The sequence below is a fragment of the Streptosporangium sp. NBC_01810 genome, assembly GCF_035917355.1.
GTDB lineage: Bacteria > Actinomycetota > Actinomycetes > Streptosporangiales > Streptosporangiaceae > Streptosporangium.
Map to the genome: position 1 here is coordinate 1,599,332 of NZ_CP109070.1, position 25,106 is coordinate 1,624,437.

At 69.9% G+C, this 25,106-nt stretch carries 25 protein-coding genes, 1 pseudogene and 1 riboswitch; of the genes and pseudogenes, 11 read left to right on the plus strand and 15 right to left on the minus strand.

Annotated elements, in window-relative coordinates:
* Window positions 1-55: 55 nt before the first annotated feature.
* Genes OIE13_RS07435 through OIE13_RS07450 form a run of 4 tightly spaced genes read left to right on the plus strand, consistent with a single transcriptional unit; the run spans window position 56 to window position 4,846 of the window.
* The gene (locus OIE13_RS07435) at window positions 56-964 is read left to right on the plus strand and encodes a cyclase family protein (RefSeq protein WP_326641683.1); all 909 of its coding nucleotides are present in this window, start codon (window positions 56-58) and stop codon (window positions 962-964) included.
* Window positions 957-2,393, plus strand: coding sequence for an MmgE/PrpD family protein (locus OIE13_RS07440; RefSeq protein WP_326641681.1), 1,437 nt, complete (start codon window positions 957-959; stop codon window positions 2,391-2,393). The genes OIE13_RS07435 and OIE13_RS07440 overlap by 8 nt, the downstream gene beginning before the upstream one ends.
* Window positions 2,386-3,891 (plus strand): dihydroorotase, encoded by a 1,506-nt coding sequence (locus OIE13_RS07445; protein WP_326641679.1) that lies wholly within the window; start codon window positions 2,386-2,388, stop codon window positions 3,889-3,891. The genes OIE13_RS07440 and OIE13_RS07445 overlap by 8 nt, the downstream gene beginning before the upstream one ends.
* A 43-nt stretch (window positions 3,892-3,934) precedes the next feature.
* Complete coding sequence (locus OIE13_RS07450; RefSeq protein WP_326641677.1) at window positions 3,935-4,846, plus strand: LysR family transcriptional regulator; 912 nt, start codon at window positions 3,935-3,937, stop codon at window positions 4,844-4,846.
* Window positions 4,847-4,866: 20 nt separating this feature from the next.
* Here the strand turns inward: OIE13_RS07450 and OIE13_RS07455 are convergent, their stop codons facing one another.
* From OIE13_RS07455 to OIE13_RS07475, 5 genes are read right to left on the minus strand one after another with little or no spacing between them, the layout of a single operon-like run.
* Window positions 4,867-5,748, minus strand: a complete 882-nt coding sequence (locus tag OIE13_RS07455; RefSeq protein ID WP_326829781.1) for a serine hydrolase — start codon at window positions 5,746-5,748, stop codon at window positions 4,867-4,869.
* Window positions 5,745-7,349, minus strand: coding sequence for an N-acyl-D-amino-acid deacylase family protein (locus OIE13_RS07460; protein ID WP_326829782.1), 1,605 nt, complete (start codon window positions 7,347-7,349; stop codon window positions 5,745-5,747). The genes OIE13_RS07455 and OIE13_RS07460 overlap by 4 nt, the downstream gene beginning before the upstream one ends.
* A complete protein-coding gene (locus OIE13_RS07465) occupies window positions 7,346-8,110 on the minus strand; it encodes an amino acid ABC transporter ATP-binding protein (protein WP_326829783.1) in 765 nt (254 codons plus the stop codon). Before OIE13_RS07465 ends, OIE13_RS07460 begins: the two co-directional genes overlap by 4 nt.
* Window positions 8,110-9,030: an amino acid ABC transporter permease gene (locus OIE13_RS07470; protein ID WP_326641669.1), complete on the minus strand. Its 921-nt coding sequence runs from the start codon at window positions 9,028-9,030 to the stop codon at window positions 8,110-8,112. Before OIE13_RS07470 ends, OIE13_RS07465 begins: the two co-directional genes overlap by 1 nt.
* Window positions 9,021-9,905 (minus strand): ABC transporter substrate-binding protein, encoded by an 885-nt coding sequence (locus OIE13_RS07475; protein ID WP_326641667.1) that lies wholly within the window; start codon window positions 9,903-9,905, stop codon window positions 9,021-9,023. Before OIE13_RS07475 ends, OIE13_RS07470 begins: the two co-directional genes overlap by 10 nt.
* A gap of 69 nt (window positions 9,906-9,974) precedes the next feature.
* Between OIE13_RS07475 and lysA the strand changes: the two genes are divergently transcribed.
* Window positions 9,975-11,333 carry a diaminopimelate decarboxylase gene (lysA, locus tag OIE13_RS07480; protein WP_442811619.1) on the plus strand — a complete coding sequence of 453 codons (1,359 nt, stop codon included), beginning with the start codon at window positions 9,975-9,977 and terminating at the stop codon, window positions 11,331-11,333.
* 302 nt (window positions 11,334-11,635) lie between these two features.
* Here lysA and OIE13_RS07485 read toward each other — a convergent pair whose 3' ends face one another.
* Window positions 11,636-12,151, minus strand: a complete 516-nt coding sequence (locus OIE13_RS07485; RefSeq protein ID WP_326641663.1) for a MarR family winged helix-turn-helix transcriptional regulator — start codon at window positions 12,149-12,151, stop codon at window positions 11,636-11,638.
* 39 nt (window positions 12,152-12,190) lie between these two features.
* Between OIE13_RS07485 and OIE13_RS07490 the strand changes: the two genes are divergently transcribed.
* The gene (locus OIE13_RS07490; RefSeq protein WP_326641662.1) at window positions 12,191-13,117 is read left to right on the plus strand and encodes an EamA family transporter; all 927 of its coding nucleotides are present in this window, start codon (window positions 12,191-12,193) and stop codon (window positions 13,115-13,117) included.
* Window positions 13,118-13,289: 172 nt separating this feature from the next.
* Here the strand turns inward: OIE13_RS07490 and OIE13_RS07495 are convergent, their stop codons facing one another.
* On the minus strand, window positions 13,290-13,658 hold the full coding sequence (locus tag OIE13_RS07495) for a nitroreductase family deazaflavin-dependent oxidoreductase (protein ID WP_326829784.1): 369 nt from the start codon (window positions 13,656-13,658) through the stop codon (window positions 13,290-13,292).
* Window positions 13,659-13,718: 60 nt separating this feature from the next.
* Window positions 13,719-13,977: riboswitch (cobalamin riboswitch) on the plus strand.
* Window positions 13,978-14,115: 138 nt separating this feature from the next.
* On the opposite strand from OIE13_RS07495, the gene metE reads away from it, so the two are divergent.
* The gene (gene metE, locus OIE13_RS07500; RefSeq protein WP_326829785.1) at window positions 14,116-16,443 is read left to right on the plus strand and encodes a 5-methyltetrahydropteroyltriglutamate--homocysteine S-methyltransferase; all 2,328 of its coding nucleotides are present in this window, start codon (window positions 14,116-14,118) and stop codon (window positions 16,441-16,443) included.
* Between the two features lie 1,099 nt (window positions 16,444-17,542).
* Window positions 17,543-18,070 carry a hypothetical protein gene (locus tag OIE13_RS07505; RefSeq protein ID WP_326641657.1) on the plus strand — a complete coding sequence of 176 codons (528 nt, stop codon included), beginning with the start codon at window positions 17,543-17,545 and terminating at the stop codon, window positions 18,068-18,070.
* A gap of 100 nt (window positions 18,071-18,170) precedes the next feature.
* On the opposite strand, the gene OIE13_RS07510 is transcribed toward OIE13_RS07505, so the two are convergent.
* The 5 genes from OIE13_RS07510 to OIE13_RS07530 form a co-directional block, all read right to left on the minus strand.
* Window positions 18,171-18,719 carry a GNAT family N-acetyltransferase gene (locus OIE13_RS07510; RefSeq protein ID WP_326641655.1) on the minus strand — a complete coding sequence of 183 codons (549 nt, stop codon included), beginning with the start codon at window positions 18,717-18,719 and terminating at the stop codon, window positions 18,171-18,173.
* Between the two features lie 37 nt (window positions 18,720-18,756).
* On the minus strand, window positions 18,757-19,359 hold the full coding sequence (locus tag OIE13_RS07515) for a superoxide dismutase (protein WP_326641653.1): 603 nt from the start codon (window positions 19,357-19,359) through the stop codon (window positions 18,757-18,759).
* Between the two features lie 94 nt (window positions 19,360-19,453).
* Window positions 19,454-19,732 (minus strand): hypothetical protein, encoded by a 279-nt coding sequence (locus OIE13_RS07520; protein WP_326641651.1) that lies wholly within the window; start codon window positions 19,730-19,732, stop codon window positions 19,454-19,456.
* A gap of 119 nt (window positions 19,733-19,851) precedes the next feature.
* Window positions 19,852-20,061, minus strand: coding sequence for a DUF397 domain-containing protein (locus OIE13_RS07525; protein WP_326641649.1), 210 nt, complete (start codon window positions 20,059-20,061; stop codon window positions 19,852-19,854).
* On the minus strand, window positions 20,052-20,882 hold the full coding sequence (locus OIE13_RS07530; RefSeq protein ID WP_326641647.1) for a helix-turn-helix domain-containing protein: 831 nt from the start codon (window positions 20,880-20,882) through the stop codon (window positions 20,052-20,054). The genes OIE13_RS07525 and OIE13_RS07530 overlap by 10 nt, the downstream gene beginning before the upstream one ends.
* A gap of 181 nt (window positions 20,883-21,063) precedes the next feature.
* Here OIE13_RS07530 and OIE13_RS07535 point away from each other — a divergent pair, with 181 nt between their 5' ends.
* Entirely contained in the window at window positions 21,064-21,534 is a 471-nt protein-coding gene (locus OIE13_RS07535; protein WP_326646840.1) for an ATP-binding protein, read from the plus strand.
* A gap of 323 nt (window positions 21,535-21,857) precedes the next feature.
* Here the strand turns inward: OIE13_RS07535 and OIE13_RS07540 are convergent, their stop codons facing one another.
* The 3 genes and pseudogenes from OIE13_RS07540 to OIE13_RS07550 form a co-directional block, all read right to left on the minus strand.
* A complete protein-coding gene (locus tag OIE13_RS07540) occupies window positions 21,858-22,664 on the minus strand; it encodes a WD40 repeat domain-containing protein (protein WP_326830269.1) in 807 nt (268 codons plus the stop codon).
* Window positions 22,641-22,844, minus strand: a pseudogene (locus tag OIE13_RS07545) (DNA-directed RNA polymerase subunit alpha C-terminal domain-containing protein); the annotation flags it as partial. The pseudogene OIE13_RS07545 and the gene OIE13_RS07540, both read right to left, overlap by 24 nt.
* Window positions 22,845-23,112: 268 nt before the next feature.
* Complete coding sequence (locus OIE13_RS07550; RefSeq protein ID WP_326829786.1) at window positions 23,113-23,589, minus strand: DUF6194 family protein; 477 nt, start codon at window positions 23,587-23,589, stop codon at window positions 23,113-23,115.
* 87 nt (window positions 23,590-23,676) lie between these two features.
* Between OIE13_RS07550 and OIE13_RS07555 the strand changes: the two genes are divergently transcribed.
* Together OIE13_RS07555 and OIE13_RS07560 are read left to right on the plus strand one after the other, a co-directional pair.
* Complete coding sequence (locus tag OIE13_RS07555) at window positions 23,677-24,405, plus strand: MerR family transcriptional regulator (RefSeq protein WP_326829787.1); 729 nt, start codon at window positions 23,677-23,679, stop codon at window positions 24,403-24,405.
* Window positions 24,406-24,641: 236 nt separating this feature from the next.
* Window positions 24,642-24,776: a hypothetical protein gene (locus OIE13_RS07560; RefSeq protein WP_326829788.1), complete on the plus strand. Its 135-nt coding sequence runs from the start codon at window positions 24,642-24,644 to the stop codon at window positions 24,774-24,776.
* Window positions 24,777-25,106 lie beyond the last annotated feature (330 nt).

The window sequence follows — 25,106 nt, forward strand, 5'->3', positions numbered from 1 at the left end:
GCGCGGCGACGCGTCGATCGGGGGGACAGACGGACATCGGGAGAGACGAGACGACGTGAGCACATCCACCACCCTGGCCACCTCGCCGGGAGAGACGGTAAGCGACCCCCTACTGGAGGCGGTACGCGGCGGCGTGACCGTGTACGACCTGGGCCGCCCGTTCTACGCGGGCATGCCGCAGTCGCCCAACCACCCCGCGTACACCCACACGCTCCCGCGCCGCCACGGCGACAAGGTGCGCCCCGACGGTGGGTCCGCGGCCAACGACATGCTCGTCATGGGCACCCACGTGGGCACGCACATCGACGCGCTGGCCCACGTGTCTCACGACGGCAGGCTGTACGGCGGCGTGGACGCGGCGGCGGCCTGTGTCGGGGGCCGCTACCCCGACCACGGCATCCACACGGTCGCGCCGATGGTGTGCAGGGGCGTGCTGCTCGACATACCCGCCGCGTTCGGAGTGGCCTCCTGCGAGCCGGGCTACGAGATCACCCCGGCCGACCTCGACAGGGCCGTACGGGAGCAGGGCACCGAGGTCGAGGCCGGTGACGTCGTGCTGATCCGCAGCGGGTGGGGCAGCCGTTTCTCCGATCCCGACCGCACGGCCTACATCGGCTCCGAGTCCGGCGTCCCAGGGGTGGGGGAGGCGGGGGCGTACTGGCTGGCCGAGCGCGGGGTGCGCGCCGCCGGGGCCGACACCATCGCCTTCGAGTGCCTGGCCCCGGGCCAGGGGCACAGCGTGCTGCCCGCGCACCGGGTCCTGCTGGTGGAGTCCGGCGTCTACATCATCGAAACGATGAACCTGGAGGAGCCGGCCCTGCACGGTGTGCACGAGTTCACCTTCGTGCTGTCGCCGCTGGCGCTCTTCGGCGCCACCGGCTCGCCGGTGCGGCCCCTGGCGGTGGTCGGCCGCCCGCCGGCGCGGGGCGCCGAGGCCGAAGGGCAGGGCGGTCGCCGTGGCTGAGCCGACGCTCGGCCGCCAACTGGCCGACTTCGCCGTCGACACCTCCTACTCGACGCTGCCCGCCGACGTCGTCGACAGCGTCCGCAAGCGCGTGCTCGATGTGATCGGGCTGTGCGTGGCCGCGCACCGGCTGCCGACCAGCACCGCCATCGTGGAGTACGTCCGCGACCAGGGCGGGCGCCCCCAGGCCCACGTGGTGGGCGGCGGCTCCGCGGTGCCCGCACCGCTGGCCGCCCTCGCCAACGGGGTGCTCGCCCACTCCCTCGACTATGACGACACCCACCTGCCCTCGGTGCTGCACCCCAGCGCCTCGGTGGTCCCGGCCGCGCTGGCCGCCGCCGAGCTGGCCGGGGCGTCCGGCCGCGAGACGATCCACGCCATCGCGATCGGCCTGGAGGTGTGCGTACGGGTCGGCATGGCGGGCTACGACCGCGAGGCCGGCAACTCGACGTTCTTCGAGCACGGCCAGCACGCCACGTCCATCTGCGGCGCCTTGGGCGGCGCCGTCGCCGCGGCCGTGCTGCTCGGCCTGCCGCGCGAGGGTGTGCTCGACGCGCTCGGCGTCGCCGCCTCCACCGCCTCGGGCATCATCGAGGCCAACCGCACCGGCGGCACCGTCAAGCGGCTGCACTGCGGGTGGGCGGCGCAGTCGGCGGTGACCTCGGCCGAGCTGGTCAGGCGCGGTTTCACCGGGCCGCCGACCGTGCTTGAGGGCAGGTTCGGCTTCTTCCAGGCGTTCCTGCACGGGCGGTACGAGGCGTCGGAGATCACCTCCGGTCTCGGCATCGACTGGGCGGTCCCCGGGATCTTCTTCAAGCCCTACCCCGCCAACCACTTCGTGCACACCGCGGTGGACGCCGCGATCGGGCTGCGCGAGCAGGGGCTCGACCCCTCCCGGGTGGAGAGCCTGACGCTTGGCGTACCCGCGCCCGTCATCCGGACGATCGGCGAGCCCATCGAGGGCAAGCGCACTCCCGAGACCGGCTATCAGGCGCAGTTCAGCGGTCCGTACGCGGTCGCGGCCGGGCTGCTGGGCGGCGGCGGCCTCGGTGTGGGGCTGGCGGACTTCACCGACGAACTGGCCCGCGACCCGCTCCGCCGGGACCTCATGGCAAAGGTCGAGGTGGTGGCGGACGAGCGGGCCACCGCGATCTTCCCCCACCAGTTCCCCGCGGTGCTGCGCGCCCGCGACACCGACGGCCGCGAGTGGAGCCAGGAGGTGCTCACCAACAGGGGCGGCCCCCAGCGGCCGCTCTCGGCGGACGAGCTGGCGGCGAAGTTCCGCGACAACGCCGAGGGGCGGCTGTCGGCCGCCACCATGGACGCCGTGACCGACCGGGTGGTACGGCTCGACGAGCTGGACCACATCGGAGACCTGCTCCGCCTGGTGGCGGAGCCGCAGTACGCGACAGGAGACGGCCGTGACTGAGTACGACCTGCTGGTGAAGAACGTCCGCGTGGTCTCGCACGAGCGCGACGAGCCCATCGAGGCGGACATCGCCATCAAGGACGGGCGGATCGCCCGGGTGGAGCCCGGCCTGGACACCTCGGCGGCCCGCGAGGTCGTCGACGGCGGCGGCAAGCTCGCCTTCCCCGGCGTGGTGGACGCTCACCAGCACTGGGGCATCTACAACCCGCTGGGCGAGGACGCCGTCTCCGAGAGCAGGGCGAGCGCGCAGGGTGGCGTCACCACCGCGCTGACCTACATGCGGACCGGCCAGTACTACCTCAACAAGGGCGGCGACTACGCCGACTTCTTCCCCGAGGTGCTCGACGCCACCGCCGACCGCGCCTACGTCGACTACGGCTTCCACCTCGCGCCGATGTCGCGCGGCCACATCGGGGAGATCCCCGACCTGATCGAGCGCTTCGGCGTCACCTCGTTCAAGGTCTTCATGTTCTACGGCAGTCACGGCCTGCACGGCCGCTCCGCCGACCAGAACTCCTTCCTGATGATCCCGCCAGGGGAGCGCTACGACTACGCGCACTTCGAGTTCGTGATGCGCGGCGTGCAGGCGGCCAGGGAGCGCTTCCCCGACCTGGCCGACGAGATCTCGCTGTCGCTGCACTGCGAGACCGCCGAGATCATGAGCGCGTACACCAAGATGGTGGAGGACGCCGGCGACCTGAGCGGCCTGGCCGCCTACCACGCCTCCCGGCCGCCGCACTCCGAGGGCCTGGCCGTCTCCATCGCCTCCTACCTGGCCCACGAGACCGGCCTGCCCACCATCAACCTGCTGCACCTGTCGTCCAGGAAGGCGGTGGACGCCGCGGTCCGGATGGCCGGCGCGTTCCCGCACATCGACTTCCGGCGCGAGGTGACGGTCGGCCACCTGCTGGCCGACATCACCACCGCGCACGGCCTCGGCGGCAAGGTCAACCCGCCGCTGCGGCCCCGAGAGGACGTCGAGGCACTGTGGGAGTACGTGCTGGACGGCACCGTCGACTGGGTGGTCAGCGACCACGCCTGCTGCCGGGACGAGACGAAGTTCGGCGAGCCGCGCGATGACATCTTCGTCGCCAAGTCGGGCTTCGGCGGGGCCGAGTACCTGCTCCCGGGGATGATCACCGAGGGCCGTCGCCGTGGCCTGTCCTACGGCCGGATCACGGCGCTCACCTCGCAGAACCCGGCCAGGCGCTACGGCCTGCGTACCAAGGGCGCCATCGCGGTCGGCCTGGACGCCGACCTGTGCCTCGTCGACCCGGACGAGACCTGGACCGTCCGGGCCGCCGAGTCGGAGTCGACCCAGGAGTACACCCCGTTCGAGGGTTTCGAGCTGACCGCTAAGGTCACCGACACCTTCGTCCGGGGCCACCGGGTGCTCGACGCCGGCAAGATCGTCGGCGACCCGGTGGGCCGCTACGTCCACCGTCCCGCCGGCGGGCGCCGAGCGGTCCGGGCGAGCGGGGTGGGAACGGCTCCGTGACCCCCCGCTGTCCGGCCGCTTCGCCGACGCCGATACTGGAACGGTGCTGAGCAGCCAACGCCTGCGGGTGCTTCTGGAGATCTTCAGGACGGGGAGCATCGCGGGAGCCGCCCGCACCCTGCGGCTCTCGCCCTCCGCCGTGTCCCACCAGCTCTCCAAGCTGGAGGAGGAGGCCGGCGTGGGCCTGGTCGAGCGGGGCGCGCAGAGCCTGCGGCTGACCGCGGCCGGGCGGCGGCTCGCGACCCGGGCGCAAGAGGTGCTCGACATCATCGAGGCGGCGGAGAAGGATCTGCTGGCGCAGGCCAGGGCCGACGCCGGGCAACTGCGGATCGGTTTCTTCGCCTCCGCGGGATACCGGTTGCTGCCGCTGGCGCTGTCGACCTTCACCGCCCGCCATCCCGCCGTGGAGCTCGATCTGGTGCTCGGCCAGCCGCACGAGCTCCTGCCCGACCTGGAGCGCGGCGCGCTGGACGTCCTGGTCGTCTTCGAGCACGCGCTCGATCCCTGGAAGCCGCCGGAGGGGGTCGAGGTCATCCACCTGTTCGACGAGCCGCAGCTTCTGGTCGTGCCGCCGGGCCATCCGGCGGGGCAGCGGCAGCGGGTACGGCTCGCCGACCTGGCCGGCGAGCCGTGGATCACCACGTACGGCACCGACACCCCGGTCTCGGTGCTGGAGCGTGCCAGCGCGCTGGAGGGGTTCAGCCCGATGATCCGCTGCCGCAGCGACCACTACGAGGTCACGCTCGGACTGGTCAGGGCCGGGCTGGGGGTGGCGCTGGTGCCCAGCCTCGGCGCGCAGAGGGCCTCGGGCATCCAGGTGTGCAGGTTGGACGGCCCCCGCCTTTATCGCAGGATCGGCGCCGCCACCCGTCCGACCAATCCCAACCCGGCGCTGCGCTCCTTCATCGACTACCTGCGCGACGCCTCGGCCCAGATCCGCAACGCCCTGCGCTGACTCCTCCGGCGTGTCCCGGGTCAGCGGTCGAGAGGCAGGCCGGCGAGAGGCAGGCCGGCCAGGCGGCCGATGGCCAGGCCGGCCTGGCGGGCACGCTCCACCAGGGCGTGCTCGCCTCCGGCGGGACCGTTGGCCAGCACGGCGTAGCCGATCCGGCGCTCGGCGCCGATCATCACACCCACGTCGGCCCGCACGCCGACGTCGGTGCCGGTCTTGTTCGCCACCCACACCGTCCCGGCGGGAACGGAGCCGGGGATCTCCAGGTCCTCCGGCTCGCTCGGCAGCAGGGCGGGAACCAGGCTCCGGTCGGTGTTGCTGGCCATCCAGCCCAGCAGGAGCCGGGTCCACTCCCGCCGGCCGTCGAGCCCGGCCGCGAACCGGGCGAGCTCGCCCGCCGTACCGACGGCGAAGGTCGGCGGGTGCGAGGGCAGGCGCGGCTCGCGGATCCGGTCGAGGATCCGCGTCCGTGCGAAGCCGAGTGCGGCGGCGCCCTCGGCGACCCGGTCCAGGCCGAGCCGGCGCAGCAGCGCGTTGGTCGCGGTGTTGTCGCTCACCGACGCGGTGAGCACGGCGAGATCCCCGATCGCCCAGCGGCGGCCGGACAGGACGCCGAGGAGACCGGAACCTCCGCAGCGGTCGTCCTCGCGCAGCTCCACGATCTCGGTGGGATCGAGTTCCCCCTCGGTGATCCCCCGTGCCAGCACGGCGAGCAGCAGCAGCTTGCCGACGCTGGCGAGGGGCAGTTCGGCGTCCTCGTCGACGGAGATCAGCCTCGGCACCGACACGGCCACCCTGGCGATCACCGGGGCGGCGCCGCTCTCACCCGGGAGGCCGATCCCTGTCATCGCCCCATTCTCCCGGAACCCGGTGTCCTTCCCGAGGTCACCGTCATTGTCGGTCACGTGGCCAGCACCGTCCCCGGCCGGGCGCCGGTCTCGGCACCGTCGCGGATCACGCTCTCACCGGCGACGATCACCGAGTGGACTCCTGTCGGGGGGACCAGCGGCGCGGCGAAGGTGGCGCCGTCGGCGATCGAGGCGGGGTCGAAGACGACCAGGTCGGCGTGGGCGCCGTCGCTGATCACGCCGCGCCCCGTCAGCCCGAACCTGGCCGCGGCCATGCCGGTCATCTTGTGCACCGCCGTCTCCAGGTCGAGCAGTCCCAGCTCCCGGGTGTAGTGCCCGAGCACGCGTGGGAACGTCCCGGCCCAGCGCGGGTGGGGACGGCCGCCGGGCTTGGGCACGCCGTCGGAGCCGATCATCGAGTACGGCGCGGTCAGCACCCGCCGTACATCGTCCTCGATCATGGAGTGGCTGATGATCGTGACCTCGCCCTGCTCGGCGACGAGCAGGGCGGCGGCCACGTCGAGGGGGTCCTGGCCGCGGGCGGCGGCCAGCTCGGCGATCGTGTGCCCCTCCGTCTCGGGGTGGCGTGGCGCGCAGGCGATCGAGATGCGGTCCCAGCCGCCGTTGCCGACGGTGTTCTCCCAGCCGGGGAAGCCCTCGGCGATGGCCCGGCGCATCCGATCGCGCTGGCCGGGGTCGGCCAGCCGCGCCATCAGCGCGGACACCCCACCGTCCGAGGCCCAGGGCGGGAGCATCGCGCCCAGCGCCGTGCTTCCCGCGGTGTAGGGGTAGACGTCGCAGGTCACGTCCATGCCCTCGGCCCGCAGCCCGGCGATTCTGGGCAGGGTGCGCTCGGTGAGTCCCCAGGCGTACTTGCCCGCCGTCTTGTGGTGGGAGACGTGCAGCGGGGCGCCGCTCCTGCGCGCGATCTCGACGGCTTCCTCCAGAGCCTCCTCCACGCGCGACATCTCATCGCGCAGGTGGGTGACGTACGGCTTGCCGTGCCCGGCCGCGACGGCGGCCAGCGCGACGACCTCGTCGGTACTCGCGTAGGTGCCGGGGGTGTAGATGAGCCCGCTGGAGAGCCCGGCCGCGCCCGCCGAGAGCGCCCGGTCGAGCAGCGCGCACATGGTCTCCAGCTCGCCGGGGGCGGCGGCCCGATCGACGGGGCCGATCACTCCGGCGCGGAGCGTGCCGTGCCCGACGAGGGAGGCGAGGTGGTTGGCGCGGGGCACGGCCGCGTGCGCGGCGGCGAACTCGGCGAAGCCCTCGTACATCCCGACGTCGCCGCCGAAGTAGACCCGGCTCTCCGCGCGCATCGCGGCCAGCCGTTCCGGCAGGGCGGGAAAGAGGCTGGAGCCGCAGTTGCCGCAGATCTCCGTGGTGACACCCTGCAGGACGGCGGCCTGGACCATGTCGCCGCCCAGTTCCCCGTCGATCAGGGTGACGCCGTCGGAGTGGGTGTGCACGTCGATGAAGCCGGGGGCGACGACGAGGCCGGTCACGTCCTCGGTGTGGCGGGAGCCGGCCGGGCTTCCCGGGGGCAGCAACGTGAGGCGACCGGCGAGGACGCCGACGTCGGCGAGGTGGGCGGCATCGGGCGCCGCCGTGCCGTCGACCACCAGGCCGCCTCGGAGCAGCAGGTCGAAGTGGGTCACAGGACCTGCCCGAGGAAGGTACGGAAGCGTTCGTGGCGCGGGTTGGCGAGCACGTCGCGGGGGTCGCCCTGCTCGACGATCACCCCGCCGTCGATGAAGACCAGGCTGTCGCCGACCTCGCGGGCGAAGCTCATCTCGTGGGTCACGACCATCATCGTCATCCCGCTGGCGGCCAGATCCCGCATGACCGCGAGCACCTCCTGGACCAGCTCGGGGTCGAGCGCGCTGGTCGGCTCGTCGAAGAGCATGAGCTTGGGGTCCATCGCCAGGCTGCGGGCGATCGCCACGCGCTGCTGCTGGCCGCCGGAGAGCTGGGCGGGGTAGTGGTCCGCACGGTCTGCCAGGTCCACCCGTTCCAGCAGTTCCAGCGCCCTCCTCCTGGCGTCCCTCTTGGAGATGCCCTTGACGACCACCGGGCCCTCCATGACGTTCTCCAGCGCCGTGCGGTGCGGGAAGAGGTGGAAGCGCTGGAACACCATGCCGATGTCCTGCCGCTGGCGGCAGAGCCGGGTGGGGCTCAGGTGATGGAGCCGGTCGCCCTGTTCGGCGTAGCCGATCAGGTCGCCGTCCACCCGGATGCGGCCGGAGTCGATGGTCTCCAGCCGGTTGACGCAGCGCAGCAGTGTTGACTTGCCGGACCCGGACGGGCCGACGACACAGACCACGCCGCCTACGGGCACGTCCAGGCTGATGCCTTTGAGCACCTCGACGGAGCCGAAGCACTTGCGCACCGAGCGGATGCTCACCATGGGTTCGGTCATCAAACGTTCCCCCTGCTGAACGGCCGCAGGTTGCGGCGGACTCTGACCTGCAGCGCGTGGTGGCCGCGCTCGAACCGCTTCTCGATGAAGTGCTGGCCGACGCTGGCGATGGTGGTGAGCACGATGTACCAGATGGAGGCCACGATGAGCAGCGCGATCACCTCGAAGTTGCCGAGGTAGATGCGCTGGGAGACGGTCAGCAGCTCGGCCCCGGCGATGACCGAGACCATCGAGGTGGTCTTGAGCATCGAGATGAACTGGTTGCCGGTGGGAGGGATGATCACCCGCATCGCCTGGGGGAGCACCACCCGGCGAAGCACCTGCCGGTGCGACATGCCGAGCGCCTCGGCCGCCTCGCGCTGGCCGGGGTCCACCGAGCGGATGCCCGCCCGGACGATCTCGGCCATGTAGGCGCCCTCGTTGATCGCCAGACCGAGCAGGGCCGCGGTGAAGGGCGTGATCAGCTCGTTGGCCTGCCACTCGATCAGCTTGGGGCCGTCGAACGGCACGCCGATGCCGAAGGAGGGGAAGACCAGCCCGATGTTGAACCAGAAGATGAGCTGGACCAGCAGCGGGGTGCCGCGGAAGAACCAGGTGTAGAGCGCGGAGGCGCCCCGCAGCACGGGGCTGCCGGACAGCTGCATCACCGCGGCGAGGATGCCCAGCGCCAGGCCGATCACCATCGACAGCACGGTGAGCTGGATCGTGACCCACAGGCCGCCGAGGATCCTGCCGTCCATCAGGTACGCGGCGATGACGTCCCAGTGTAGGTTCTCGTTGACGATGATCGTGTAGGCCAGCCAGACCAGGATGAATCCGGCGACCGTCGCCATGATCCACCGGCCGGGCCGCGGCGGGCGGAGCGCGTCGATCGGCAGGTGCGGATTCTCGGTGTCCGCGGCGGTTCCGGTCACTTCCACGGCTTGGTGTTGACCGTCACCTCGGGCACGGCGTTGCTCGCGACGCCGTACTTCTCCAGGACCGCCTGGTAACCGCCGTCGGCGGTCAGTTCCTGCATGGCCTTGGCCACGGCGTCGCGCAGCGCGGTGTTGCGCCGGTCGATCGCGATGCCCCAGGGGCCGGCGTCGTACTGCTCGGGCAGCACGTCGTACTTGCCGGTCTCCTTGGCGTACATCGCCGCGACGGGCGAGTCGACGATGGTGGCGACCGCGCGGCCGGAGTCGATGCTCAGCAGGCCGGTCGGTGCGTCCTCACTCTGCATGATCTGCATCTTCTTGGCGCACTTCTCGTCCTGCCGCTGCCCGATCGCGAGGTTCGAGCTGCCCTTGGCCAGCACGACGGTACGACCGCACAGGTCCTCAAGGGTCTTGATGCCCTCGGGGTTGCCCTTCTTGACCATGATGGCCCCGCCGGCGTTGAAGTAGTCGACGAAGTCGACGGCCGCGCGGCGCTCCTCGGTGTCGCTCATCGAGGACATCACCACGTCCCAGCGGCCTGCCTGCAGGCCCGGGATCAGGCCGTCGAAGGCGGCGTTGGTCACCTTGGCCTTCAGACCGAGCTTGGTCGCGATCGCGGCGGCGAGGTCCGGGTCGACGCCGGTGAGATCCTGGGTGCCCGGCTTGTACATCTCCATCGGCGGGTAGCCCTCCGAGGTCGCCATCCGGAGCTCGCCCGTCTTGCGGACGGCCTCGGGCACCAGGTCCTTGGCGGTCTTGCCGGCCGCCGCGCCGGCGCCCGCGCCGGCGTCGGTTCCCGACGACGAGCGCCCGCAGCCTCCGGCGAATGCCGATACCGCCAGCGCGACAGCAATGACCGAATACAGGCGCTTTGTCACGAAACCTCCTAGTTTGCGAATAGTTGAGTTTATGGTGTCGACGGGAGGTAACAGCCCCAACACACGTGAATGCTTGCGAGCCTTAGCATCGAAAACTTCGCTGCTAAGACCGGACAAAAGCCATCAGTCCCTACCTTCGACCTCATGACCTTGGTGATGGAGAACGGCTGGCCGCGCACTGCGGCATGGACCGGCGGGGAACTCCGCATCGGCGGGATCGGCGTGCGGGAGCTCGCCGCCGAGTTCGGCACGCCCGCCTACGTCCTCGACGAGGAGGAGTTCCAGGGCCGCTGCGCGGAGTGGCGGGAGGCGCTCCCCGACGGGGAGGTGCACTACGGAGGCAAGGCCTTCCTCTGTCCCGAGGTGGTGCGCTGGCTGGACACGGCCGGACTCTGCCTCGACGTGTGCACCGGGGGCGAGCTGGCCGTGGCCCTGGCCGGGGGCATGGACCCCGCGCGGGTGGTCTTCCACGGCAACAACAAGTCGGTCGCCGAGCTGCGCCGCGCCGTCACCTGGGGCGTCGGCTGCGTGGTCGTGGACTCCTTCACCGAGATCGAGCGCCTGGCCGCCCTCGCGGACGAGGCGGGGGTACGGCAGCGCATGATGATCCGGGTCACCCCCGGAGTGGAGGCGCACACCCACGAGTTCATCGCCACCGGGGGTGACGACTCGAAGTTCGGGTTCTCGCTCAGCGCCGGACTGGCGGCCGAGGCGGTCCGCCGGGTCCTGGCCACCACCTCGCTGGAGCTGACCGGGCTGCACTCCCACATCGGCTCGCAGATCACCGACCTGGGCGGCTTCACCCTGGCCGCCCGCCGGATGGCCGACTTCCTGCTGGCCTGCGAGCTTGAGCACGGCGTGACGATCCCCAAGCTTGACCTCGGCGGCGGCCTGGGAATCGTCTACCGGCCCGGCGACCCGGTCCCGCCACGCCCGGCTGAGGTGGTCGCGGCGCTGCGTGCGGCCGTACCCGCCCGGGTGCGGCTCGCCGTCGAGCCGGGCCGCTCGATCGCCGGACCCACCGCCGTCGCCCTCTACGAGGTGGGCACGGTCAAGGAGATCCCCGGCGTCAACACCTACGTCAGCGTGGACGGCGGGATGAGCGACAACCCGCGCCCCGCCATGTACGGCGCCGCCTACACCGCGCTCCTGGCCTCCCGCTCCTCGGACGCCCCGCTGCGTAAGGTCACCGTGGTCGGCAAGCACTGCGAGAGCGGCGACGTGCTCGTCCGAGACCTGCCGCTGCCCGCCGACGTACGGCCCGGCGACCTGCTGGCGATCCCCGCCTCGGGGGCCTACCAGCGGTCGATGGCGAGCAACTACAACCATGTGACGCGGCCCCCGGTGATCGCCGTCCGCGACGGGGCCGCCAGGGTGATCGTGCGCCGGGAGACCGAGGAGGACCTGCTCCGCCTCTACCTGCGTTGAACGTGCCGGGCTGGGACCGTTCCCGGCCCGACGCGGCGCCGACGTCCACACCCAGGGAACCCACCCGACGGCTGGGAGCGAATCGCGGCTGGGCCGTGCGCTCACCCTAGCCGGCGCGACCAGAGGACGGGCGTCAGGATCGTGTGGTGGCCACGGCCACCACACGATCCTGGAGTGTCCCGGCCGGCGACCTCCCGGTCGGGGGGACGGACATCGACCATCGTGTGGGACGGCGGATTTCAGCGGCGTGCGGGTGGAGGGCCTGAGCCCGCCCGAGCTGGGACGCCGTCTGGGCGCCGGGCTCAGGTCTCTGTCTGGAGAGGGGTTTCGAAGCGGGTCAGCCAGGTGGTGAGGAGCGATTCGAGGTGTGCGGACTCTTCGGGGGTCAGCTCGTCGAGGAGGCGGCGTTCGTTGCGCATATGCTCGGCGAACGCCCGGTCGATCAGCTCCTTGCCCGCGGCGGTGAGCGCGACCACCCGTCCGCGGCCGTCGCTCTCGCTCGGGCGACGGGTGACCAGCCCGTCACGTTCGAGCCGGTCGATGCGTTTGGTCATCGCACCGGTGGTGACCATGGTGAAGGCGGCGAGCTCTCCGGGGGCGCGCTCGAACGGCGCGCCGCCGCGTCGCAGGGTGGCGAGGACGTCGAACTCTCCCTCCCCGAGCCCGTACCGCCGGTAGACGACACAGAGTTGTTCGGTGAGGTGCCCGGCGAGGCGGTGCAGGCGCCCGATCACACCCTGCGGGCTCACATCCAGGTCCGGCCGCTCGCGAGCCCATTCCTGCTGGATGCGGGCTACATGATCCAGGTGTTCGCTCATGCCTGCAATATAGCTTCCAGAGAAGCTATATTGCCTTCTATGGAAGCTAATTTTCGCTGGGCGTTGGTCACGGCGATGGCGCCGATCACCTGGGGGACGACCTACTTCGTCACCCACCAGTTCCTCCCGCCCGGCTACCCCCTGTACGGGGCGGCCATCAGGGCGCTGCCCGCGGGACTCCTGCTCCTCCTCATCAGCAGAAGGCTTCCTTACGGGGCGTGGTGGTGGAAATCCCTGGTCCTCGGAACTCTCAACATGAGCGCGTTCTTCGCGTTGATCTACCTGGCGGCTCAGCTGCTTCCGACGAGCATCGCCTCGACGATCATGGCGACGTCGCCCGTCGTGATGATGCTCCTGGCCTGGTCGCTGCTCTCGGAGCGCCCGCGGATCCTGCACCTGGCCGGAGCCGGCGTCGGCATCGCGGGGGTGTGCCTCATGCTGTTCACCGGCGCGGCCGCCGTCGACGCCCTCGGCGTGCTCGCGTCCGTCGCGGCCATGGTGATGTCGTCGGTCGGCTACGTGCTGGCCAAGAGATGGAACGAGGATGTCGACGTGCTGTCGTCGACCTCGTGGCAGCTCATCGCCGGGGGAGTCGTCCTGCTGCCCTTCGCCGTCGCGGTGGAGGGCCCGCCGCCGAGCCTGGACGGACCTGCGATCCTCGGGTTCGGTTATGTCAGCGTCGTCGCGACGGCTCTCGCCTTCGCCGCCTGGTTCGCCGGACTACGGCACCTGTCGGCGGGAACGGTGGGACTCGTCGGGTTGCTGAGCCCGGTGACCGGGGTGCTGATCGGTACGACGATCGCCGGAGAGGCGCTCACCGCGCAACAGTTCTGCGGGCTGATGCTGGCACTCCTCGGCATCCTCCTCGGGCAGCCCGTCGCGGCCCGCCTCGTCGCGATCAGGCGGCAACGACGCCGGGCAAGGCCGGCAGGGCCTGCCCGGCGTCGAGAACGAATCAGCCGCTGACAGTGCCGTGTGGCCACGGACTTCGACTCCGACTCCGACGGCGCTCGGTCGGCGCCCTCCTGAGCGCGGATCCGACGGCACCCGGTCGGTCTCTCATCCCGGTCACGCTAGGCGATCAGGATCGGCCCCCGCACTCCGATATCGAGCCAGGCCGATGGCACCTGGAATATCGTCAGCCTGCGGCCAGGTCCATGCGGAGGAACTCGGTGATGCGGAGCAGCCTCGGTGGGCGTGGCACCTCATCGGAGAGAGCCTGGAACGCCTCGTCTTTCCCGACGAGGCGTGGGGCGGCGAGTTCCACCTCCCTCCCGTCGACCCGGAGCCGCGCCCCGTCGGCCGCCAAGATGTTCTGCACCCAGTCCGAGCGCGATCCATACACCAGAACGAACAGGTAGCCGCCGTCGACGGGGTGCGTATCGAGCGGCGTGCGGTACGTCGTGCCAGAGGTGCGACCGACGTGAGTCAGCACCGGCCATGTCCCGCTCGCGATCGCGCGAGGGTTGAACACCCGCTTGTTCACGTGCCCCCACCACTTCGGCATCGGCATCGGGGTCTTGGCGGGGCCGATCGCTCCCCTGTCACCTGGGGGAACCGAATGCGTCTAGGCTGGACCCGCAGTCGGTTCGCCCTGCCCTCCAGGCAGGCGCGTCGTAAGAGGGAACCCGGTGCGGCCGGCGCTCGCCTGTTTGGCTCGCGAGCTCGCCAATTCCGGGACTGCCCCGCAGCGGTGAGTGGGAACGACCGCCGTCAAACGCACTGGGTCCGAGTACCGGACCGGGGAAGCGACGGCCAGTAGATGCCCGGGCGAAATCCCGGGCGTGCCCGCGAGTCCGAAGACCTGCCACTGCCCGCGTGCGACCACGCACGCGGTGACTTCGGTGACCTCGAGGGCGGGTCGGCGCTGCGAGCGGGCACCAGATCAGGGTGCTCGCCGGTCAGCCGTTCCTTCGCGCCCATGAGAGCACCGGGGTTCTCCATGACTCGCGAAGGAGAGTTTCGTGGCTGAGACTTCCGCCACCCCCGCATCACTCGCCACCGTCCACGGCTATCCACGCCAGGGGCCGGACCGCGAGCTGAAGAAGGCGATCGAGGGCTACTGGGCGGGCCGCGTCACCGCCGATGAGCTGCATGACACCGCGGCCCGGCTGCGCCGCGACAACTGGCGGCACCTGGCCGGTGCCGGCGTGCGGGAGGTCCCCACCGGCGACTTCTCACTGTACGACCACGTGCTGGACACCACCGTCATGGTCGGCGCCATCCCTGAACGTCACCGGGCCGCCGTCGAAGCAGACGCCCTGGACGGCTACTTCGCCATGGCGCGCGGCACCCAGGCCGTCGCTCCGCTGGAGATGACCAAGTGGTTCGACACCAATTACCACTACCTGGTGCCGGAACTGGGGGCGGACACCGTCTTCACCGCCGATCCGGCCAAGCAGGTCGGCGAGCTGCGTGAGGCTCTCGCACAGGGGCACAGCCCGCGTCCGGTGCTGGTCGGCCCGGTGACGTACCTGCTGCTGGCCAAGCCCGCGCCCGGCATGGACCCCGGCTTCGACCCGACCACCCTGCTGGACCGGCTGCTGCCGGTCTACGTGCAGGTGCTCACCGCCCTGCGCGCGGCGGGCGCCGAGTGGGTGCAGCTGGACGAGCCCGCCCTGGTACAGGACCGCGACCAGGCCGTGCTGGACGCCGCGGCCCGCGCCTACCGGGAGCTCGGCTCCCTGACCTACCGGCCGAAGATCCTGGTCGCCAGTTACTTCGACCGGCTGGGAGAGGCGCTGCCGGTTCTGGCCGAGGCGCCGATCGAGGGACTGGGCCTGGACTTCACCGGCCCGGCCGCGGCGAACCTGAACGACCTGGCCAGGGTGGGCGGGGTTGTCGGCAAGCGTCTGATCGCGGGCGTCGTGGACGGCCGCAACGTGTGGATCAACGACCTGGAAAGGTCACTGTCCACCCTGGCCACCCTGCTCGGCCTGACCGACCGGGTGGACGTGGCGGCCTCCTGCTCGCTGCTGCACGTCCCGCTGGATGTCGCGCTCGAGCACGGGGTGGATCCGCAGGTCGGCCGCTGGCTTGCCTTCGCCCGGCAGAAGACGGCCGAGATCGTCACCCTGGCCAGGGCACTGAGCGAGGGCACCGGCGCCATCGCCGGGCAACTGGCCGCCAACCGGGCCGATCTCGCCTCGCGGGCGGCCTCGGCGCTCACCCACGACTCCGCCGTACGGGCCCGTAGCGCGGCGGTCACCCCGGCCGACGCACGCCGCTCCCAGCCCTATCCCGAGCGGGCCGTCGCGCAGCGTGCCCGCCTTGGCCTGCCGTTGCTGCCGACGACCACCATCGGCTCCTTCCCGCAGACCACCGAGTTGCGGGCGGCCCGCGCCGACCTACGCGCCGGACGCATCGACGCCGCCGCCTACGACGAGCGGATCGCCTCCGAGATCCGCTCGGTTCTGGTCTTTCAGGAGGCGGCGGGCATCGACGTCCTGGTACACGGCGAGCCCGAACGCAACGACATGGTCCAGTACTTCGCCGAGCAGCTCAACGGATATCTGGCCACGCAGCACGGCTGGGTGCAGTCCTACGGCACCCGCTACGTGCGGCCGCCGATCCTCGCCGGAGACGTCTCCCGCACCGAGCCCATGACGCTGCGCTGGACCCGCTACGCCCAATCCCAGACGGCGCGTCCCGTCAAGGGCATGCTCACCGGGCCGGTCACCATGCTGGCCTGGTCCTTCGTCCGTGACGACCAGCCCCTGGCCGAAACCGCCCGCCAGGTGGCGCTGGCCCTGCGTGATGAGGTCGCCGACCTGGAGGCCGCCGGCACCGCCGTCATCCAGGTCGACGAGCCCGCCCTGCGTGAGACCCTGCCACTGCGTGCCGCCGACAGGCCCGGCTACCTGGCCTGGGCAGGCGAGGCCTTCCGGCTCACCACCGGCGGGGTGCGGGCCGACACCCAGATCCACACCCACATGTGCTACGCCGAGTTCGGGGAGATCCTGGCCGCGATCGACGACCTGGACGCGGATGTGATCAGTCTGGAGGCCGCCCGTTCGCACATGCAGGTGGCGCGCGAACTCGCCGAGGCGGGCTACCCGCGCGAGGTAGGACCAGGGGTCTACGACATCCACTCCCCGCGCGTCCCCGGCGTCGGGGAGGTCGCGTCCCTGTTGCGTAAGGGGCTCGATGGTATCCCGGCCGAGCGGCTGTGGGTCAACCCCGACTGCGGCCTGAAGACCCGCGGCTGGTCGGAGGTGCGCGACTCCCTCGACAACCTGGTCGCCGCGGCCCGTGAGATCCGTAAAGAGGTGGCCGACCAGCCATCGGCCTGACCCGTCCGGTCCCGGCGCGGCATCGCGCCGGGGCCGGATCCCGTCGCCGTTCGGCCGGCTGGATCGCTGCGAGGCGAAGGCTCCGGCAGCGATGGCGGCGAAGAGCCGGTGGCGTCGCGCCTCGCCAGCGCGGCGGCGAACCGCTCCTCACAAGAGTGGGTCGCCTCTCCCAGGCTGATCTGGCGGGGCACCGGTGAGGTGACCGGTGGCGGGGCGCCGGTCACCGTTTTCTCGCCGCGGGCCAGACGACGGATCTCGTCCAGGTTCGTGCTCGTACCCGCGGGCAGGACGGCCTGGGAGCCGGGCCGCCGGATCGTCACGCGTCCCCGGCCGGCCACCAGCGCCTCCTCGGTGTTCAGGTCGACGACCAGCGCGGTGTGCTCGTCGATGCCCAGGACGGCGGCGCCCGGCGGCAGTTCAGGTTCCATCCGGGTCAGCCGCCGCTCGCCCAGGTAGCAGTAGCGGGTGTCGTGGGTGCCGCCCTCGGCGTTGTCGTAGTGCGGGACGACCGCTACCTTGAGGCCGAGGACGCCCAGCAGGTCCAGGCCCGGCCGCCAGTGGGGGGCGGCGCCCACCTTGTAGATCTCGTACACCGGCACGGTCGCCACGCCCGCCGTGCAGGCGGCGGCCGAGGCCAGCACCGTCGCCCCCTCCCGCGCCCGGACACGGGCACGCAGGTCGCCGGCGACGTGCGTCGAGACCCATCGATCGAGGGCGAAGGTGGGGCTGCCGGGGCCGGAGAACACCCAGTCGGCGCCACCGACCTCGTCACCGACCTCGACCTCCAGGCCGACGCTGCGCGCGAAGTATCCCCGGGCGCGGGCGGAGATGTCGGCGGCGTTCTCCTGGAAGGCATACGGGGTGTCGAGCAGCACCGCCCGCGCCCCGCCACCCAGCTGGCGGATCACCGCGCGATGGACCTCGACCATCGTCGGGCTCGTCTCGCCCGAGCCCATGAGCACCAGCACCCCAGGCCGTCCCGCCATCGAGTCCCGCCTCTCTGTCGTCCTGCGCCAAGCCACGCACAGGAACGCTCCGACGGCAATAGCATCTCTGCGATAAACACGTTGTTGCATAATCAATGCAACAGTGCGGCCGGATGACGGGACATCATGTGAACGAGCAGCTCAGCCACCTCGTACCGGTATCGGTCGAGATCCTGTTGCTGCGGGCCGACCCGGCGGGCGCATGGCGCTACCGGCGCATCGTGACCTCACTGGACAGAGGAGAAAACCCGGACCAGGCGGTCCGCCGCGCCGGCGGCCTCACCGCCGAGGCGACGTCCACCGTGGTGCACTCCACGAGTTGGCGCTACCAGCCCGAAGGCCAGGTCGTCCTGACCTACGCCGTCTGCCCCGATCCCGCCGCCCACCTGCCGGCGATCGCGCTGACGGATTTCCAGCTCGTCAGAGGATCCGCGCCTTCGGCGCCGTCACCCGAGCACCTGCAGGTCGAGAACGTGGTCGCCCACGCCCTGCGGCACCTGGCCTTTCTTGTGCTGACCGACCCGGTCGTGGGCGAAGCCCTCACCCGCGACCCGGCCCTGGCCGCCGGCTTCGACGCCCTCAAGCGCAACGCCGTACCGCTTGGCGTCGCCGGAGGACTACGGCCCGTGGGGGAGCGGTGAGGACGCTCGCGGGCATGGGAGGGCAGGTCGGCGGAGATGCCGACTCGGTCTCGTCGGATAGCTTGCAGATTCCTTGCAATTGAGAGGATTTCGTATTAAGTCAACGTAAGTGGCGATCAGGGACCAGGCAATGGGTGCCTCGGCGCGACATGATCAGTTGCTCGTTGCCCGTCAGGGCGACCGCTCGCCACCCTCGGGCGCGGTAGAGGCCCAGGGCCGCGGCGGCGCAGGGGTGGGTGGTCAGCCAGTGCATTCCCGGCACGGCGCGGGCGAGCACGGCGTCATGGAGCGCGGCTCCGAGCCCCAGCCCGCGCCGCTGCGGCAAGACGCCCAACTCCTTGAGCGTGAAGTCCTGGCCCGGCTCATGACAGGTCAGCCTCGCCAGGTGCGAGCAGCGCACGCCGTAGGCGAAGCCGTACAGCTCCTCGCCGCCGAGGGCGAGGGCGAGCACGAACCCGGGCTGCTTACTGTCGGCGAGCAGCCGCGCGGCCACCCCCCGTGCGGCGGGGTACGGCTCGCGCCAGGGCGGCAGGGTGAAGACGTCGCCGCCGACGTCGGCGATGGCCACAAGGTGGGAGGCGGCGGCCTTCGGGCCGACCACCTGGATGTGGAAGGAGGCGACGCCCAGCCGTCCGGTTGGACCATTCACCAAGGAAGGACGGACGGTGGGCGCCGCGGTCATCGGGTCAGACGCCCTTGGCCTCGGTGAAGCGGGCGATGACGTCGTTCCAGTTGATCAGTGACCACAGCTTCTGCACGTAGTCGGGGCGCACATTGCGGTACTGCAGGTAGTAGGCGTGCTCCCAGGCGTCGAAGACCAGCAGCGGCGTGGTGTTGAGCCCGACGTTGCCGTGGTGGTCGTAGACCTGCTCGACCACCAGGCGCCGGCCCAGCGGCTCCCAGGCCAGGATGCCCCAGCCGGAGCCCTGCACGGTCGCGGTGGCGGTGGTGAGCTGCTTCTGGAACGCCTCGAAGGAACCGAAGTGCTCGGTGATGGCATCGCCCAGCTCGCCGTCGGGGCGGTCACCGCCATCGGGGGAGAGGTTCTGCCAGAAGATCGAGTGCAGCACGTGCCCGGACAGGTTGAAGGCGAAGGTCTTCTCCAGGCCGACCAGCCCGCCGAACTCGCTCTTGTCGCGGGCCTCGGCGAGCTTCTCCAGGGTGTCGTTGGCGCCCTTGACGTAGGCGGCGTGGTGCTTGGAGTGGTGCAGCTCCAAGATCTCCCCGGTGATCGCGGGCTCCAGGGCCGCGTAGTCGTAGGGCATATCCGGAAGGGTGTAGTCACCCATGGGTGTCTCCTCTGCGAGCTCTAATGCATTTATCTCGCAACAACAATAATCATGCAACTACCCGAGACGGTGCGCGGCATGCCGCTGCGGGTTCTCAGCAGGTCCGGCAACACCGGCAGCAGCCGCGCAACACCTGGCCCGGGGGGGTGACCTCGAATCCGGTTCGTGCCATCAGGCTCGCGGCCGTCTGCGCCAGGTCCTCAACGGCTACATCGGCCAGGACCCCGAACACGACCGTGAGTACGATCAGAGCGGCTCCGCCCACCCACAAGGGCACGCGCAGCCCGGCCACCGACGCCAGTGCTCCACCCGCCACCCCGCCAACCGCGCCGACGGCGAGCATGACGCCAAAAGCGCCCTCGGACAGGTGCATGCCACACCACACTGCAGGGCTTGTTGCAGTGCTGGACCGGCGCGTGCCCTACCTGCTACCGCGATCTCCCCGCCCCAACCGCAGTCCCTCGGCACCCACCAGGCTCAACCGAAGTACTACTAGTCGAAGTCGCCGTTCCTGATGCCGTTGATGAAGGCGGTCCATTCGGGGGTGGTGAAGATGAGGGCGGGGCCGGTGGTGTTCTTGCTGTCGCGGACGGCGTGGCGTCCGCTGGACAGCCTGGCGACCTCGACGCATTCACCGCCGTTGCTCGCCGAACGGGTGGACTTGATCCACTTCGCCGCTGCCAGTTCCCGGTTCAGGTCCATCGCTTGATCGTCTCCTTGATCAGCTTCAGCGATTCGCGCTGGGACAGTGCTTCGACGCGGATCGTCTCGTATCTCAATGCTAGGACGGCGACCTCGTCGGGTCGATCGGTCACTTGACCCGCACTGGCCGACTCGACATAGGCCGCGTTGAGCATTCCCCGATGCGCCTGCGCGACGACGAAACCTCCGCTGACGCCGGTCGTCGTGCGGGCCTGGGTCGGAAGGACTTGGAGCGCGATGTCAGGACGTTCGCCCGCCTCGGCGAGGTGCTTGAGCTGTGCCGCCATCACGTGGTCCTCGCCGACAGGACGGAACAGGACGCTCTCGTCGATGACCGCCCACAGCATGGGAGGGGTCGGCCGGCTGAGGATGCTCTGACGGTCCATCCGGGCCGACACGTACTCCTCCAACTGCTCGGAGGTGATGCGGGGCTCGCCGCGCAGCATGGCCTCGGCGTAGTCACGGGTCTGAAGCAGGCCGGGAACGACGAGAGGTTGCCAGGCCCTCAGGGTTTCGGCCTCCCGCTCGATCTCGATCCAGGGTCTGAACCAGTCGGGTAGGTGGCTGCCCACGTGGTTGAGCAGGTCCCACAGGTCGGTGAGGGCGGTGCCGAGCTCCAGGACCTCGTCGATCTTCTCGGCCATCTCTCTGGGCGCCTTCCGATGTCCGAGTTCCACCATGCTCACCAGGCTGACCGACCACCCGATGCGGTCGGCCAGTTCCTTCTGGCTGAGACCTGCTTCCTTGCGGCGCCTGCGTAGTTCTGCGGCGAAATATTCCTTTGGGGAGACTGTGGGGCTAATGCCCGGGGAGATGGACATTTCCCTTCCTCTCGTTAATGCACGACCCTCCACACATATCTGTGTAGTGACCGTGAGTCCGGGGTTGCTACCGAGCGTAGTCCTTTTTTGGGAATCTCGGAATAGACATCGGGTAGACGCCGGGAGTTGAGGCGAGAAAGCCCGAAAGGCGGACCAAAGGGCTGGGTGAAAGGGCATCGTGATGCAGTCGACCAGAAAGTCAGGGGAGATCTTCCTGCGGAGAGAACCGGAATCGGTTTCGCGCGCACGGGAGATGGTGCTCGATCTCCTCGGCGCCGATCATCCGGCCTACGAGCAGGTGCGGCTGGCCGTCTCCGAGATCACCACGAACGCCGTCGAACACTCGGAATCCGGCCCGGTAGGGGACCTGGTCATGGTCGTACTGAAGGTGGTCAACGACTTCGTCCACATAGAGGTCACCGACCCCGGTTCCGAGTCCAGCAAACCACACATAAGGGAGAATCAATCCACGAATGCGGAAGACGGACGAGGGCTTTTCATCGTCAACCAGCTTTCATCGGGAAACTGGGGCATTCGCGACTTCGGTGCCGGTGGCCGGACGGTATGGTGTGCGATCCCGGCAAATCCCTCAGGCTCCGATGAAACTCCGGTGGATATGTATGTCATTCCCGCCGTCCAGTCGGAGGCGTAGCATTCGGTAATTTTCTTCAAGCGAGGAATGCGCTCAAAACCCGGTCCTCGACCGTCATGGTGTGTACGTCTTCCTTCGGAAGAGCTGCCCCGAACCTGAATCGGCAGGGGCCGCCGCCTCCACGCCGGGCGAGGCGTGGCTGTGAGGTTCTCTCCAGGCCCTGTCCCCACTGCGGTCAGGTGGCGCCCCGCCGCGTTGTCGTCGGTCACCGAGGCGCGCCGCGACTCCCTCCTCCGTCTCGCGAGGCACCACCTGACCGATCCTCGCCACGGCGAGATCCGCCAGGCAGGGCCTGGTGCGTTTCGACTCTCCGTTCTGACAGGTCACGGATGTGGTGCTGAGATGTCCCACAGTCGTGTCGCGCTATCGTGGCCGGCGGTGGCCAGCAGGTGTCCGCCGGGGTGGAAGGCCACCGAGGCGACGGTCCCGAGGTGGCCGCTGAACAGGGCGACGGTCTGGCCGGCGGCGTCCCACAGCCGTACGGTGCCGTCCTCGCTCGCGGTGGCCAGGTAGTGGCCGGCTGGGTGGAAGGCCGCCGACCAGACGGTGTCGGTGTGGCCGGTGAACAGGGCGATGAGCCTGCAGGTGGAGACCTCCCACAGCCGTACCCCGTAATCCCAGCCCGCGGTGGCCAGCAGATGGCCGTCAGGGTGGAAGGCCACCGTGTGAACAGATCTGATGTGGCCGGCCAGGGGAGTGCCGACGGGCTTTCCGGTGATGGCGTCCCACAGCCGCGCCGTGTCGTCCTCGCCGGCGGTGGCCAGCAGGTGGCCGTCGGGGTGGAAGGCCAGCGTGTGGACCGGCTCGGTGTGGCCGGTGAGCGGAACACCGACGGGCCGGCCGGTGGTGGTGTCCCACAGCCGTGCTGTGCGCTTGGCACTGGTGTCCCACAGCCGCGTGTGGTCGCTGTCAGGCCGGAGGGGCGCGGTGTCGGTGTGGCCGGGAAGGGAGGCGCCGACGGGCCGGCCGGCGCTGGTGTCCCACAGTTGCGTTGTGTCGTCCCAACCGGCGGTGGCCAGCAGGTGGCCGCCGGGGTGGAAGGCCACCGCGCGGACGGACGCCCGAGAGCTGTGCCGGATGAGGGCGGAGTGCTCCCGGACGCCGTCGGGTGGGGCGGCTCGCAGGGACAGGCCGACGTCGGCAAGCCTCTGCTTGACATCTTCGGCCAACTCGGAATTGAAGCCCTCGATGGCCAGCAGATCCCGTTCGCCGAGGGCGGTCAGCTCGCCGCAGGTGTGGACGCCCACGCGCTTGAGACTGTTGTACGCACGGACCGTGAGGTTGAGTTCCTCGATGGGCAGAGCCAGGTCGCCGCCCGACGAGTACCCCAGGCACAGTGAGTCGTGGTCCGTTGTCCATGACTGGCGCAGTGACACCGTGGACCTTCCTTAAGATCACACTCTCCCCGCCGGGAGTCTTTCCACCGCCTGCCGAGGTGTCAACACGCGCCGTTCCGTACAGGCGCCCTCCGGCACTGCTCACACCGCGGTTGAGGTGGTCGTGTGCCGGATCTGCCGGACCCGGGAGCCTGATGGCACACCGCCGGTGTCCGGGCTACAGGGGGAACCTCACCTCACGTCAGCGCGCCGTAGATTCAGCGCGTCGCTCATAGCGCGAGCGTGCGAGGTGATGGGCCGTACACAGCAGCTCACGCGTTGCGGCTTCAGTACGCGAGCCCGGGTTCACCACGGCCAGCCAGCCGACGGTGCCGTAGACGGGGTGCGCGATCACGGTGTCGGTGGCGCTGGGGTCGACCTCGACGGTGGCTGATTCGCGTGGCGCGTGACCGGTCCACCGGATGAACGCCTCCTTCCCGGGGGAGATGTTCACGCGGAAGGTGTCCGGCCGGTCCAGGCGCGATGCCTCGTCGCCGGGGTAGTTCTTGGTCACGACCGTCGCGAAGGGCTGGGTCGTTGTCGGGGTGACGCCATCAGGTGCGTAGTAGAAGAACGTGTCGCCCCAGCTGATCTCCGGCGAGCCGTCGCCGGGCGCCGGCCTAAGGGTCAAGACGCCGTCGAGGCCGTCGATGAAGCTGATGATCTCGTCTATGGTCATGTGCTCCAGCGTTGCATTAAAGTGCTTGTGGAGACTTTGGGGCTGAGGGTTAGGGGCTTCAGGGGGTCAGGTCTCAAATCGCGGGACATGCGTACCGTCGATGTCGCGCGGCGTGCCGGGTACTCCGTCCAGCAGGTGCGCAATCTCGAACGCGACGGTGTGCTGCCGCCGGCGACGCGCACGGCCACGGGCTACCGGATCTATGGAGAGATACATCTACAGTCCGCGTTGGCCTACCGAGCCCTCGCAGCAGGCGCGGGTCCGATTGAGGCCAAGAAGATCGTTCGGGCCGTCCATCGGTTCCCTGCCTCGCAGGTGCTTGCCCTTCTCGACGCGGCGCACGCCCGGCTCGACGCGGAGCGCACGGAACTGAGGCAGGCCGAGGAGGCCGCCCAGACGATCTCCAGCGAGCCGATCGAAGACGTATGCGCATCGGACTCGATGGGCGTCTCCGAACTCGCCGCCGCCCTCGGCGTGCGCCCTTCGACGTTGCGGCACTGGGATGCGGAGGATCTTGTCGTCCCTGACCGCGACTCCGCGCGAGGAACGCGACGGTACACACCCAACCAAGTGCGGGACGCACGGATCGTTCACCAACTGCGCAGGGCCGGTTACCGCATCGCACCCCTTCGGGCCCTCATGCCGGAGCTACGGCGCGCCCGCCGATTGGCGGATGTCGCCTCCGCACTGGCTGCCAGAGACGCCGGCATTACGGCTCGCTCCAAAGCCCTCCTCGATGGTGCCGCCGCACTCGGCGCTGTGCTCTCGTCCGCCACCTCGGCACCCCGCGACCCTGCCGACGCGAAACCCGCGTAGGCGCACCCCAAGTCCCACGAGTGTTTGTGGGTCCGGATCGGACCATGACTTAAAACCTACTAAATCGGTATGGAAATATGGCTTTTATGTTCGCGGCGCCGGCTGTTGACAACGGCTTGATAGTGACTGTTTGCTATCAAGCATTATGGAAGGACGACGTCCCCGAGTGGACGCGAGTCGGCGGCGTGAGGAGATCCTCGAAGCCGCTCTGGCCGAGTTCGGCCATAAGGGGCTGCATGCCGGGCGTCGACGCCGACAAGGCGCATTCCTTTGTCGCCGAGGGGATGCTGTACATGGCCTCCGCAGCGATGGATCTGCCGACCCGGATCAAGGAGGACCCGTGGGTCGAGCGGTTTCCGACCTCGGGCTGAGCGGTGTTTTTTTCGACATTTGATAGTGATTACTCACTACAAAGGAGATGTGACATGACCACAGCAACCGCCTGTCGCCGCCGGCAGAGCACCGCGGCCACCGGCCGGGGAGGGGCCGCCACCGCCCTCCCGCTGCCCGCCTGAACCGGGCCGGGGGGCAAGCAGCTGGATCTCCTCTCAACCCGCCCAACGAGGATGTCGTGATCGACGCCGTCGACCTGAGGGGTACACCAATGTCACCTATTCTCGAATCGGTGACACTTGCCGACATCGCCGGGGGAGAACTTCCCGGCCATGTTCGCGAACTCGCCGGGTGACCCCAACGCCTGG